General features: G+C 59.6%; 12 protein-coding genes. 9 read left to right on the top strand and 3 right to left on the bottom strand.

Annotated elements, in window-relative coordinates:
* Positions 1-147: 147 nt before the first annotated feature.
* From ACSQ9D_RS24850 to ACSQ9D_RS24825, 6 genes are all read left to right on the top strand, one after another.
* The gene (locus ACSQ9D_RS24850) at positions 148-864 is read left to right on the top strand and encodes a hypothetical protein (RefSeq protein WP_436284536.1); all 717 of its coding nucleotides are present in this window, start codon (positions 148-150) and stop codon (positions 862-864) included.
* Entirely contained in the window at positions 816-1730 is a 915-nt protein-coding gene (locus tag ACSQ9D_RS24845) for a sensor histidine kinase (RefSeq protein ID WP_436284535.1), read from the top strand. The genes ACSQ9D_RS24850 and ACSQ9D_RS24845 overlap by 49 nt, the downstream gene beginning before the upstream one ends.
* A complete protein-coding gene (locus tag ACSQ9D_RS24840; RefSeq protein WP_436284534.1) occupies positions 1723-2379 on the top strand; it encodes a response regulator transcription factor in 657 nt (218 codons plus the stop codon). The genes ACSQ9D_RS24845 and ACSQ9D_RS24840 overlap by 8 nt, the downstream gene beginning before the upstream one ends.
* A 68-nt stretch (positions 2380-2447) precedes the next feature.
* Entirely contained in the window at positions 2448-2816 is a 369-nt protein-coding gene (locus tag ACSQ9D_RS24835) for a response regulator transcription factor (protein WP_436284533.1), read from the top strand.
* A 224-nt stretch (positions 2817-3040) separates the two neighbouring features.
* Positions 3041-3250 (top strand): hypothetical protein, encoded by a 210-nt coding sequence (locus ACSQ9D_RS24830; RefSeq protein WP_436284532.1) that lies wholly within the window; start codon positions 3041-3043, stop codon positions 3248-3250.
* Positions 3251-3476: 226 nt separating this feature from the next.
* Entirely contained in the window at positions 3477-4808 is a 1332-nt protein-coding gene (locus ACSQ9D_RS24825; protein ID WP_436284531.1) for a hemolysin family protein, read from the top strand.
* A gap of 11 nt (positions 4809-4819) precedes the next feature.
* Here the strand turns inward: ACSQ9D_RS24825 and ACSQ9D_RS24820 are convergent, their stop codons facing one another.
* Complete coding sequence (locus ACSQ9D_RS24820) at positions 4820-5332, bottom strand: response regulator transcription factor (RefSeq protein ID WP_436284530.1); 513 nt, start codon at positions 5330-5332, stop codon at positions 4820-4822.
* 433 nt (positions 5333-5765) lie between these two features.
* Complete coding sequence (locus tag ACSQ9D_RS24815; RefSeq protein WP_436285164.1) at positions 5766-6629, bottom strand: DMT family transporter; 864 nt, start codon at positions 6627-6629, stop codon at positions 5766-5768.
* Between the two features lie 87 nt (positions 6630-6716).
* Between ACSQ9D_RS24815 and ACSQ9D_RS24810 the strand changes: the two genes are divergently transcribed.
* A complete protein-coding gene (locus ACSQ9D_RS24810) occupies positions 6717-8132 on the top strand; it encodes a PLP-dependent aminotransferase family protein (protein ID WP_436284529.1) in 1416 nt (471 codons plus the stop codon).
* A gap of 30 nt (positions 8133-8162) precedes the next feature.
* Here the strand turns inward: ACSQ9D_RS24810 and ACSQ9D_RS24805 are convergent, their stop codons facing one another.
* A complete protein-coding gene (locus ACSQ9D_RS24805) occupies positions 8163-8939 on the bottom strand; it encodes a DUF1194 domain-containing protein (RefSeq protein ID WP_436284528.1) in 777 nt (258 codons plus the stop codon).
* A 266-nt stretch (positions 8940-9205) separates the two neighbouring features.
* On the opposite strand from ACSQ9D_RS24805, the gene ACSQ9D_RS24800 reads away from it, so the two are divergent.
* Positions 9206-10171: a S1C family serine protease gene (locus ACSQ9D_RS24800; RefSeq protein WP_436284527.1), complete on the top strand. Its 966-nt coding sequence runs from the start codon at positions 9206-9208 to the stop codon at positions 10169-10171.
* Between the two features lie 148 nt (positions 10172-10319).
* Positions 10320-12206, top strand: coding sequence for a potassium transporter Kup (locus ACSQ9D_RS24795; protein WP_436285163.1), 1887 nt, complete (start codon positions 10320-10322; stop codon positions 12204-12206).
* Positions 12207-12248 lie beyond the last annotated feature (42 nt).

Below are 12248 nucleotides of genomic sequence, written 5' to 3'. Positions count from 1 at the left end.
GCGGCGATATCGCAGCAAAATAGCACGATCGCGTTCAACCCGAGGCTTATCTCTGGCTGGCAAAAAGCCAGTCCGACTCACACCTATGTATAGGTTAGACTGGGCCAGGAAGAAGGTATGGTTTCGGCAAGCTAGACTGGGGGAACAATGTCCATAGCGTCAACGATGTTTCGCTTTCGCGATGCAGGAGGATCAGGCCACAATCTGGCTTTCGGCCTGATTGCCGCCGCGCTTGGAGCCGCGGTCTTTTACGTTGATACTTATACGGACATCGAGGGCGCCATCGCGGTTCTCTATGTCGTCACCATGCTGCTTGCCGCCCAAGCAACCACGCGCACCGGCCTGCTTGTCATCGCAGCCGTTTGTGCCGCCCTCGCGCTTCTTTCCTACGCCACGACGCATAGGAACGATGCTGACCTTCAATCGACCATCCGCCTGATCGTGGCGCTTGCTGCGCTGTTCGTCACGACCATGCTGCTCCTGAAGACGGAGAGTGCCCGCCTCGCGCTGCTTTCGATCAATTCCGCGCTGAAGGAGAGCGAGGCCCGATACCGGTCGATTTTCGATCGCACCCGCGTTGCGCTGTGGGAGCGCGACTATTCGAAGCTGCGCAGCTATCTGATGGATCTCAGGGCGCAGGGCGTCACCGACATCAAGGCACATGCGCGCACCCATCCGGCCATCATCGATCACTGCGTCGGTCTTATCGAAGTGGTCGCGGCGAACGAAGCGGCACGCGAGCTGCTGGACCTCAGTCCTCCGCGGGCGGCGCCCTGCGGCGCTCCATCATTCCGAGGCAAGAGAGATTCCTTGACGTGCTGCAGGCGATCATGGATGGCGAAAGGGTCTTCGAAGACAAGGTAGAGGTACGGGCGGAGAATGGTGAGGATAAGCTCGTGCTGTTCAGCATCAGTTTCCCGGAAGATCCCGCCGCCTTCCACCGGGTCGTCGTCAGCATGGTCGACATCACCCAGCGCGAAATGGCTCTGAAGGCCTTGGCCGAAGCGCAGGCGGAACTGACAAAGGCATCGAAGGCCGCAACGGTCGGCGCGATGTCGGCCTCGCTTGCACACGAGCTCAACCAGCCGCTCGGCGCGATCGTCGTCAATTCGCAAACGCTGCTGCGCTGGCTTGATCGCGACCCGCCGGATCTCGCCGCCGTGCGCCGTTCGGCCGAAAGAATGATCCGCGACAGCCAGCGGGCGAGCGAGATCATCCAGAATACGCGCGGCCTGCTTTCGCCTTCGCGCAACAAGCTTGAGAACGTCAGCCTGGACAGGCTGATCGACGAGACGATGGCCCTGATGGAGCACGAGCTGCAGCGGAGTGGCACGACCGTGCTTGTCGACCGGATGCCTGACATTCCGCCTGTCTCGGCCGTGAAGATCGAGTTGCAGCAGGTGCTGATCAATCTCATGACCAACGCCATTCAGGCAATGGACGAGGCCGGCAGCCCGGAGCGGATCATTGGGATCGCAACGGAGCGGCCGGATATCGAGCATGTGAGTATTGCCGTGCGTGACTCCGGGCCCGGGATCACCGAAGATGCGAAGGACAAGCTGTTTGCCCCGTTCTTCACGACGAAGGCGACCGGCATGGGCATGGGCCTGTCTATTTGCCGCAGTACGCTGGAGGCCCGTGGTGGAAAGCTCGATGGAACCAATCATCCCGAAGGTGGCGCGATCTTCGAGATGCGCCTGCTGATAAAGCCGGAGGTGGAACATGCCTGACGGGCGCAAGTCACAAAAGGAAGAGCTCGGGTCCGTGGTCTTCATCGTCGATGACGACCTCTCGATGCGAGAAGCGCTCACGGACCTGTTCTGCTCGATGAAGTTCGACGTGCAGGCATTCGAGAGCGCGACGGCCTTCCTGGAGACGGCAAACGTCAATCGCCCCGGCTGCATTCTCCTCGATGTGCGCTTGCCCGGTGTCAGCGGTCTGGATTTCCAGACACAACTGGAGCGCATCGGCAGCCAGATGCCGATTGTCTTCATGACCGGGTTCGGGGACATTCCGATGAGCGTGCGGGCAATGAAGGCCGGCGCCGTCGACTTTCTGACCAAGCCCTTCAAGGATCAGGACATTCTCGACGCGGTGGCGACGGCGATCGAGCGCGATGCAGTGCGCCGGCGCCAGAATGCGCAGAGCCAAGCCGTTGCCTTGCTGGCGGGAAGCCTGACACCGCGCGAGCGCGAAGTCATGGAGGCGGTGGTCAGGGGGCTGATGAACAAGCAGATCGCCTATGAGCTCGGCATCAGCGAGGTCACGGTGAAACTGCACCGCGGCAATGTGATGCGGAAGATGGAAGTTCGCTCGGTGGCCGAGCTTGTGAGAAAGGCCGAAGTGCTGGGCGATGGCGTACGACCACCTGTATCTTAGTATGGTATCTTTGAAATGGGCATGAGCGCATAACAAGAATTAGAAAGCAGTCAGAAAAGGTCGTTTCATTGCCCCCAGTCCCTACCATAGCCGTCGTAGACGACGACGAGGCCATCCGTGAAGCCATGGATGATCTCGTCAAGTCCTGCGGTTACGAGTGCCAGCTGTTCGCCTCGGCGGAAGAGTTTCTCGCCTTCGAACCGCGATCCATAATCGATTGCATGCTCGTCGATGTGAAGATGCCCGGCCTCAGTGGGATCGAGCTGCAGGCTGAATTGAACAAGCATTCTGAGCGCCCCCCGATGATCTTTGTCACCTCCTACAAGGATGAACGGACGCGCAGTAGGGCGATGAACGCGGGTGCATTCGCATTTCTTGGAAAGCCAGTCGATATCGAAAAGCTGATCGGTTGCCTGGAGTCGGCGCTCGGGCACTGAGAGGTGAAAGACAATTGAAATTGCAGTGATTGCGCTCTGGAATACCAGAGCGCGCCACATCATCGTCAAGCAACACGGCCCACCAGGGCGAAGCGAACTGCAAGATCCGGAATTCGGCGTCTCGCCACTACATGATGTCCTGACCGACACCGTCTGGGCAAGCGACCCTCTGTGTCGCCTGCGACAGGCGTGTCCCGAAGCAACACGCGCAAGGAGACAAGACGATGTTCTCGTTCAAGAACACCCACCTGTCGGAGACAAACGGATTGCTGTCACTGAGTGTCAGCCTGGTCAATCACCTGTCGCGCCGATCATACACATTGCGATGCGAACTTCGGCGTGACGAGCCCGTGAAGACGATCGACGTGGCACGTTTCGACAAGCGGCTTCAGTCACTCCGCACGTCGATCGACAACTCCTTTTCCGGCAACTGACCGGCGGACGTCGCCGCGCAGCCGAATTTCGGTGCCATTCGGCGTGGTCACCCCGAAGGCGACGTGCCGCAGGCCCTGGTCAATGGAAGGAACTGACATGCGAGGACGACTGGCGAACGTCGAGGTCTTTGACAACGAGAGCGGGGAGTGCCGCACCTTCGCGATAGATGACTAACTCGCGGTCATGTTAAAGTTCCAGCTCTTTCGACAGCTGGAGCTTTTCCGCATGCCCGATCAGGATGGCAGTATTTTCGACTACATCGGAATTCTTGCCGTGGTTTTACTCGTTGCGGCAAACGGATTTTTCGTCGCCGCAGAGTTCGCTTTGGTCTCTGTCAGGCGCAGTCGCGTCGCCGAACTCGTAGCCGCCCGCAGGATGAACGCGTCGGCCCTGCAGCGCGCTGTCGATAACCTCGATGCAAACCTTGCTGCCACGCAACTTGGGATCACGATTTCCTCACTGGCGCTTGGATGGGTCGGGGAACCTGCGCTTGCTCATCTCATCGAGCCGCTGTTGGGCTGGTTGCCGGCAGGCTGGGCCGCCACAGGCTCACACACCATTGCCGTAGTGATTGCGTTTGTCATCATCACTTCTCTCCACATCGTCCTCGGCGAACTGGCACCAAAAAGCCTTGCCCTGCAAAGAAGCGAAGTGACATCCCTGGCCGTCGTCAGACCGCTTGGCCTATTCCTCGTGATCTTCAAGCCCGCCATCTTCACTCTCAACGGCATGGGCAACCTCGTGCTGCGTGCTGTGGGGCTTCATCCCGGCACTGGCGAAGCCTCCTTCCATTCGCCACACGAACTGAAACTACTTGTTGCCGAGAGCCAAGAGGCTGGCCTTCTCAACCAGGTCCAGCAGCAGTTGCTCGAACGCGTGTTCAACATAGGAGATCGACCAATCTCCGACATCATGACGCCGCGGCTTGATGTCGACTGGTTCGACGCCGATGGCAGTCAAGCGGAAATCCTCACCACGATCCGGAAGTGTAGACATGAGCAACTCCTCGTCGCACGGGGATCGATCGACGAACCGATTGGCATGGTCCTCAAGAAGGACCTGCTCGATCAGGTGCTGGACGGAGGCAAATTGCGTCCCATGGATGTGATAAAGCAACCATTGGTGCTGCACGAGAGAACGTCGGTCGTTCGGGTCCTCGACATCTTCAAGGCATCGCCCGTGAGGCTTGCGATTGTCATCGACGAGTATGGAACCCTTGAGGGTATCATTACCCAGACAGACCTGCTGGAGGCAATTGCGGGAGACCTTCCGGGTGCGGATCAGGAACCAGATATCGTCGTACGTGCGGACGGTTCATTGCTCGTCGATGCGATGATGCCGGCATTCGAAGCGTTTGACCGCCTTGGCATGCGGGACAAGCCCGAAGGAGATTTCCACACGCTCGCAGGTTTTGCCCTTCACCAGCTGCAGCGTATTCCAGAGGTTGGTGAAATATTCGACTTTGATGGCTGGCGGTTTGAGATCGTCGACATGGACGGGATGCGTATTGACAAGATATTGGCGACCCGCACCGCGACGAGTGATGCCGGCATCTAGGACCTTGCCCCTCACAACAGCGGGGTGCGCTTGAGGAGGCGCTGCAGCGTCCGTCGGTGCATGGACAATTGGCGTGCAGCGCGCGCCACATTGGCGCCGCACGACATGTAGACGTCCCTGATATGCTCCTGGCGGACACTACCGGGAGCCGGGAAGGACGACAGGAACGTCGGCTGTCGGAGATCCTTGTTCAGCAGAACGGCAATCAGAAAGTCGACATCGGTGGGCTTGGGAAGAACATCGCTGGCGCCCGACTTGATTGCCTGTACGGCGTTAGAAAGGTTGCAGAAGCGGCTATGCACCAGCGTGCGGCAGCGCGGATAGCTTGCTGTGATAGCCTCAACCAGGCCGATGCCATCGCCATCGTCGAAGACGAGTTCCACGATGGCGAAAGAGATGGTTCTTTCGCGCAGGTGCCGTCTCGCTGCATCGGCGGTATCGGCGAGGCACACATGAAGGCCATTGCCGATCAGGCTTTCGACAAGCGGCGAGGCCGTCCCCACTTCGGCATCAGCGATTAACACCGCATTTCGCCTGGCGGTAGCCCGATACCTGCTTGAATGAATGAGATCAGCCGAAGTCATCGTCATTCCCCCTTGGTTCATGTGCTTGAAGTGTAGGAGGATTGCAGGGCGCCAGACACTATACATACGGTTAGATCGGCTAGAACACTGGTACAAAGCGTTCCCGGCGAGGCCGTCACGCAAGAAAGGAAAGCCCGCGCGGTCGTTGGTGATGATAGCCACGCTTCGATTGCACTGGCGCGACAACGTGCGCCATTATCGTCGCAGTCAAAGCTGGATCTACGCTTCCAACGATCGTCGGGACCACCCCACACGCAAGCCAATCGCGTCGAGCTGCTGCAGATCGAAGTCGGCAGCGGCAGCGACGAGGCAACGAGCGACAGTCGGGGAGCGTGGCTGCCGCTTGGCCGGGAAGCAGCATTCGTGGCCGTTGCTACCGTGCGAACTTGCGGGCAGCCGCCACGCAGGCAATGACCGCGGCAGTCACTGCAAACATGGTCCAGGTCACCGTTTCATGCAGCAGGGTTGCGGCCAGGGTCAGACCGAGGAAGGGTTGAAGCAATTGCAATTGCCCAACACTGGCAATGCCGCCTTGCGCTAGGCCCCGATACCAGAAGACAAAGCCGATCAGCATGCTGAAGAGCGAGACGTAAACCAGGCCGCCTAGCGCAGGGGCGTCGATATCCGAGAAGCTTGCCGGCATGAACCAGATCGATGCCAGGATCATCAGCGGGAGAGACAAAACGAGCGCCCAGGAAATGACCTGCCATCCTCCCAATGTTCGCGAAAGTTTAGCGCCTTCGGCATAGCCGAGCCCGCAAACGATGATCGCCGCCATCATCAGAGCATCTCCGACTGGCGCAGCGCTGAGGCCCTGCGCCAAGGCGAAACTGCAGACCAATGCACTTCCCATCACTGCAAAGAGCCAGAAGGCCGGCTTCGGACGTTCTCCGCCGCGGATGACGCCGAAGACAGCGGTGGCGAGGGGCAACAGGCCGACGAAGACGACCGAGTGCGCCGACGTCATATGCTGCAGCGCGAGCGCAGTCAGCAATGGGAAACCCACCACCACGCCTGCGGCGACCACGACCAACGAAAACACATCACGTCTTGCTGGACGCTTCTCTGCGAAAAAAAGCAGCAGTAAAAGCGCCAGCGCACCGGCGATTGCCGCCCGCGCGACCGTCAAGAACACCGGATCAAACTGCATGACCGCCACACGTGTCGCGGGCAGCGAGCCGCTGAAGATCACCACGCCGATAAGGCCGTTAAGCCATCCAGATGCCGAGCGGTCCATGTACCTTGCCTTTCTCATGTGCCGTCCTTATCGGGCCGGAGGCATGGTCACGCCAGTGACAGTCTGATACAGTTTTATAAAACTGTTATGCGTGAGGTAGCAGTACAGATGGATGAAACTACGGAACCCAATATCAGCCGAGTGGCGATGGTCATGGCCACAATTCGACAACGGATTGCCGGCCGCAATCTGACGCCAGGTGCGAAACTGCCGTCGGTTCGGGCAATGGCCGCGACAGTGGGCGTGTCCACGTCGACGGTCGTTGATGCCTATGAACGCCTGGTTGCTGAAGGTCTGATCCTGTCCCGAAAAGGTTCCGGCTTCTACGTCGCAAACCTGGCCGCTCCATTTTCGCTTTCCGAGGTCGGCCCGAAGCTGGACCGTGCCGTCGATCCCTTCTGGGTGTCGCGCCAGTCGCTGGAGGCCGATGACAGCAATCTAAAGCCAGGCTGCGGGTGGCTCCCACCGTCGTGGCTTCCAGAAGACGGCATTCGCCGGGCCTTGCGGGCGCTGTCGCGCGCCGGCAGCACGGCGCTCGCCGACTACGGCTCCCCTCTCGGCCTACCGCCACTGCGCCAGCACATCGCGAGGCGCATGGCGGAGCGAGGGATGGCGGCATCGCCGGATCAGATCATGTTGACTGAGTCCGGGACCCAGGCCATCGATCTGCTTTGCAGGTTCCTCATTGAACCGGGCGACACGGTGCTCGTGGACGATCCCTGCTACTTCAATTTCCAGGCACTGCTGCGGGCGCACCGCGCCAAGATCGTCAGCGTTGCCTATACGCCTTCAGGTCCGAACGTCGAGCTCTTCGCTGAGACCGTGGAAGAGCATCGACCGCGCCTCTACATCACGAATTCGGCAATCCATAACCCGACGGGCGCCACGCTTTCCCCCGTCGTCGCCCACAGGATTTTGAAACTTGCCGATAAGTTCGACCTGACCATCATCGAAGACGACATCTTCGCCGATTTCGAGCATACGCCGGCTCCGCGCCTGGCGGCCTTCGACGGCTTGGACCGAGTAATCCATATCGGAAGCTTTTCGAAGACCTTGTCTGCCTCGGCCCGCTGCGGCTTCATTGCCGCAAAGCGGGAATGGATCGATGGGCTGATCGATCTCAAGATCGCGACCTCTTTCGGCGGCGGGCCGCTCTCTGCCGAGCTTGTTTACAAGGTGCTCAGCGATGGCAGCTATCGCAAGCACGTCGAGGTTTTGCGCAGCCGGCTCTCGAAAGCGATGTTCGACGTCTCGGCCAGACTGAAGAACCTCGGCATCGTCCCTTGGCTCGAGCCTTCCGCAGGAATGTTCCTTTGGTGCCGACTGCCCGAAGAGGCCGACGCAGCCGATGTCGCACGTGCTGCCCTGAAAAGGAAGATTGTCTTGGCGCCTGGAAATGCGTTCAGCCTTTCCCAATCGGCAAAGAACTTCATCCGTTTCAATGTTTCCCAGACACTTGATACGCGGGTCTTCGATGTGCTGCGCGAGACGCTGGGGGGCTGAGTATCCAAAGGCGAGGCGAGCCTCGTGGCATCATCGATCGAACATATCCTGCCACTGCCGCTCACCGACCATGCAGTCGGTCACCGGTTGGTCTGCAATCCTGTCCATCGTGGGCACGGGAGAAAGACCGCTGACTTCCAGGACAAGCTTGCGGCGCACTGCCACAGCGAAATCCTCAATCTTGTTGACTGGCAAGACGAAGGAACCGGGGCCGCCAATCACGCAATCGGCATAATACTTGTCGAGTCCGCCCGGTGCGCCAGAGGGGCGCAACATGAGCGCAAGTCCGTTGATGACCATGCCGGCCTCCACTGCCTTGTCGCGGGCTGGCGCAACCGGGTTTCCGGAATTGTTTGTGCCGTCGCCGGAGACGTCGATCACTTGTCTCATGCCTGAATAGGGGCTGGAGACGATCATTGCAGCCCCTTGGGCAATCGCGGTGGAGATCGACGTGCGGCGCTGCGTGGTGATTGGTCTCTGCTCAAGCATGCTGGCAAAGCCAATCGCATCCTGCTCCGTCTCGATCACATGCCAGTCGATGACGGAACCGGGCACCACATAGCCCGCCCATTCGAAGTAACTGATCGCAATGCGTCCGGTGAGCCCTCCCGTCACCGCCTCGATGAATTCTTTGTGCTTGAGCGCCTCGACATAGCCCTCCCGCTGGATGCGAACCTCCTCCTGGTCCATGGACCGGGACGTGTCGACAGCAAGGACGAGTTTCACATCAACCTCGCCTGCGTCCAGTTGCACGGTGACCGGGGCCGCACCGGAGAGGCTCATGAGCATCGCAAGCGTTGCAAACATCGGCGCTCCAATCACCGCATTGTCCATCCGTCAAAAATGTACCACAGCCTGATATGCAGGCGACGTCGCGATGCATGCTCTAGGTCAACTTTCGGTGATGCGTCACGTGACATGGGCGCGAAATGACGACCCGCTCGATCCCACTTGATTTGAGCAAGGTGCCATCTCATTTGATATCCCTATCTCAATCTGTCGAACCGACAGCCTCTCGCCTTTGCAGCCGCTGCCGTTCCTCAAATTGGACGCCTCGCGTCCGAGGAGTTTTCATGGGTTTCATTGATCGTGACCTCCAGCCGTCACATGACGCCAGCCTACTGGATGCCTATTCTCAGTCAGTATCGAACGCGGTCGATCTTGTAGGGCCTGCGGTCAATCGCATCGAAAGGGTGGGCGGTCGGGCCGGACATGGTTCCGGATTCGCGATTTCTCCCGATGGTCTGGTCATAACGAACAGCCACGTCGTCGACGATGCCAAATCCGTTCGGATCAAAACGCCAGATGGCGCTGTGATCGAGGGCAAGGTGCTGGGTCGCGATCCGGACAGCGATCTTGCGCTTATTCGTGCGAATGATTGGGCAGGCTCCTGGGCCCGGCTTGGAGACTCCAAGACGTTGAAGCGCGGGCACATTGCAATCGCAATCGGAAATCCGCTCGGTTTCGAGTGGACTGTGACGGCAGGTATCGTTTCGGCCCTCGGCCGATCGATGCGCGCCGCCAGCGGACGACTGATGGATGACATCATCCAGACGGATGCCGCGCTCAATCCCGGAAATTCCGGCGGGCCACTCGTTTCCTCAGCAGGCGAGGTCATCGGCGTCAATACGGCCGTGATCCAAGGCGCGCAAAGCATCGCTTTTTCTGTGGCATCCAACACTGCCAAACATGTTGTGTCAGAGCTCCTGCGGTTCGGCCACGTAAGGCGCGCCTATATCGGCATCGCAGCCGATACCGTAGAACTGCATCGGCGAGTGGCCTTGGAGGCTGGGCTTAGTCAGACAACGGCCGTTCGTCTGCGCCGGGTGGAGGAAGAAAGCCCGGCAGCGCGAGCAGGACTTCAGGCGGGAGACTATCTGCTTGCGATCGATGGCCACCCTACATCGGGCATCGACGACGTGGTCAGGCTTCTGGATGGCGACAAGATCGACATGGATGTCGAGGTGTTGATCTTTTCGGTGGCGGGTCGGATTGAACGAAACATCGTCCGGCCGGCGCACCGACCGAAATCGGAGTAGCTTCGCCAACGCGGTCTGTCAAACACTGCGCATTTGCTCGAGTTCGGCGGGTCGCGAAACGGTCTCTCGTCGGACATTGCAATGCGAGCGTCGCGGTGGCAACCTTCGCTTTGGTGCCAATCGGGATCCCAAATTGACCCACCCCCAGATGCGCCTCGATGATCCGGAACTGGAACACGAGACTAGGAGCGGAATGCCGTCGCTCGTGCTCGCGGCGCTCGGGGTCGTCTACGGTGATATCGGCACCAGTCCCCTGTACGCCTTCAGGGAGGCATTGCACGCCACGGCCGGATCGGGGGCGCATCATGCCAACGTGCTGGGCGTCCTTTCCCTTATCGTTTGGGCCCTTACCATCGTCGTCACCGTAAAGTACGTCTCCTTTGTCCTGAAGGCGGACAACCGAGGCGAAGGCGGCACGCTTTCGCTGATGACGCTGGCGCGCGAAGGCCTTACGGGCCGTCCGAAATGGGTTCTGATCCTTGGAGTGGCGGGCGCTTCGCTGTTTCTCGGTGACGCCATCATCACGCCGGCGATTTCGGTCCTGTCGGCTGTCGAAGGCATCGAGGTCGTCGCGCCCGCCTTGTCGCACTGGGTCGTACCGATCACGCTTACGATCATTGCCGTTCTGTTCTTTGTCCAGAGATTCGGAACAAGCGGAGTAGCGTCGGTGTTCGGGCCGATCACCGCCCTATGGTTCCTGGTGCTCGGCGTTGGCGGCGCGATCCATATCTTCGACGATCCTTCCGTCCTTGCCGCGATCAACCCCCTCCATGCCTTTCGCTACGTCGCCGACAATCTAGGATCGACCATCGCGGTGCTGGGCGCCGTTTTCCTTGCGGTCACCGGCGCCGAAGCGCTGTATGTCGATCTTGGGCACTTCGGCCGTCGCCCGATCGTCATCGCCTGGTTCGCGCTCGTCTTCCCAAGTTTGCTGCTCAACTACTTCGGCCAGGGCGCGTTCGTCCTCTCTCATCCCGAGATGGCCGCCCATCCATTCTTCGGCATGCATCCGGAATGGGCGAGGCTTCCGATCGTCTGCCTCGCAACCGCAGCCACCGTCATCGCCAGCCAAGCCGTGATCTCCGGCGCCTACTCTCTTGTGCGACAGGCGATGCACTTGAACCTGCTCCCTCGCCTTCAGATCCTGCACACGTCGGAAACGCATTCCGGGCAGATTTTTATGCCGCAGGTGAACAGCCTGCTCTTCATCTTCGTCGCCGCGCTGGTCCTTTTCTTCCAGAGCTCCAGCGGGTTGTCGGCCGCCTACGGTATAGCGGTGACGGCGGAGATGTTCATCACCTCGGTGCTGCTCTTTGTCGTCATGCGGCGGATCTGGAGCTGGACGCTGGCCGGCGCCGTCGCCGTGATCGTCCCGCTGGCCATGATCGACGCGGGCTTTCTTGCCGCGAACGTCGCCAAGTTCGCCGAAGGCGGCTGGGTTCCAGTGACGGTGGCGTCAGCCATGGCGCTTATCATGCAGACCTGGACGGCTGGACGCAGGCTTCTTGCCAGGCGGACAAGGGCCGATGAGATTCCGCTGTCCGTCATCATCAACAATCTCGACCGCAAGAAGCTCCCGACGGTGCCCGGAACCGCCGTCTTTCTGACAAGTGACGTCGAGGGCGCCCCGACAGCACTTCTTCACAGTCTCAAACACTATAAGGTGCTTCACGAGCAGAACGTCATTTTGAGCGTCACGACCGCCACGACCCCGTTTGTACCAGACGACGAGAAGATCTTTCTCGAGAGCTTCAACCCGCTCTTCAGCAGGATCGTGATCACCTTCGGGTATATGGAAACGCCCAACATTCCCCGCGCGCTCATCCTCGTGCGCAAGCTCGGCCTGAAGTTCGACATCATGTCGACCTCGTTCTTTCTGTCACGAAGGACCATCCTTCCTTCAAGGAAGGGAGGTATGCCCTTCTGGCAGGACAGGCTGTTCATCGCCCTTTCCAGGAACGCGAGCAATGCGACAGACTACTTCGGGCTGCCGAGCGGGCGAGTTGTCGAACTTGGCCTTCAGACAGTAATCTGAAACAGGCACATGAAAGTCTTAAGTGTCGCATTTCGCGCCGCG

The organism is Rhizobium sp. LjRoot258, assembly GCF_964254185.1.
In the GTDB taxonomy this organism is placed as follows: Bacteria; Pseudomonadota; Alphaproteobacteria; order Rhizobiales; family Rhizobiaceae; genus Rhizobium.
The sequence above is the reverse complement of the archived record's forward strand: the minus strand, read 5'-3'. Positions and strand labels throughout refer to the sequence as shown.

Excerpts from the sequence above, each read along its gene's own strand:
- ACSQ9D_RS24850 (WP_436284536.1), top strand. The coding sequence starts at position 148 with ATGTCCATAGCGTCAACGATGTTTCGCTTTCGCGATGCAGGAGGATCA.
- ACSQ9D_RS24840 (WP_436284534.1), top strand. The coding sequence starts at position 1,723 with ATGCCTGACGGGCGCAAGTCACAAAAGGAAGAGCTCGGGTCCGTGGTC.
- ACSQ9D_RS24830 (WP_436284532.1), top strand. The coding sequence starts at position 3,041 with ATGTTCTCGTTCAAGAACACCCACCTGTCGGAGACAAACGGATTGCTG.
- ACSQ9D_RS24825 (WP_436284531.1), top strand. The coding sequence starts at position 3,477 with ATGCCCGATCAGGATGGCAGTATTTTCGACTACATCGGAATTCTTGCC.
- ACSQ9D_RS24815 (WP_436285164.1), bottom strand. The coding sequence starts at position 6,629 with ATGGACCGCTCGGCATCTGGATGGCTTAACGGCCTTATCGGCGTGGTG.
- ACSQ9D_RS24810 (WP_436284529.1), top strand. The coding sequence starts at position 6,717 with ATGCGTGAGGTAGCAGTACAGATGGATGAAACTACGGAACCCAATATC.
- ACSQ9D_RS24805 (WP_436284528.1), bottom strand. The coding sequence starts at position 8,939 with ATGTTTGCAACGCTTGCGATGCTCATGAGCCTCTCCGGTGCGGCCCCG.
- ACSQ9D_RS24800 (WP_436284527.1), top strand. The coding sequence starts at position 9,206 with ATGGGTTTCATTGATCGTGACCTCCAGCCGTCACATGACGCCAGCCTA.
- ACSQ9D_RS24795 (WP_436285163.1), top strand. The coding sequence starts at position 10,320 with ATGCGCCTCGATGATCCGGAACTGGAACACGAGACTAGGAGCGGAATG.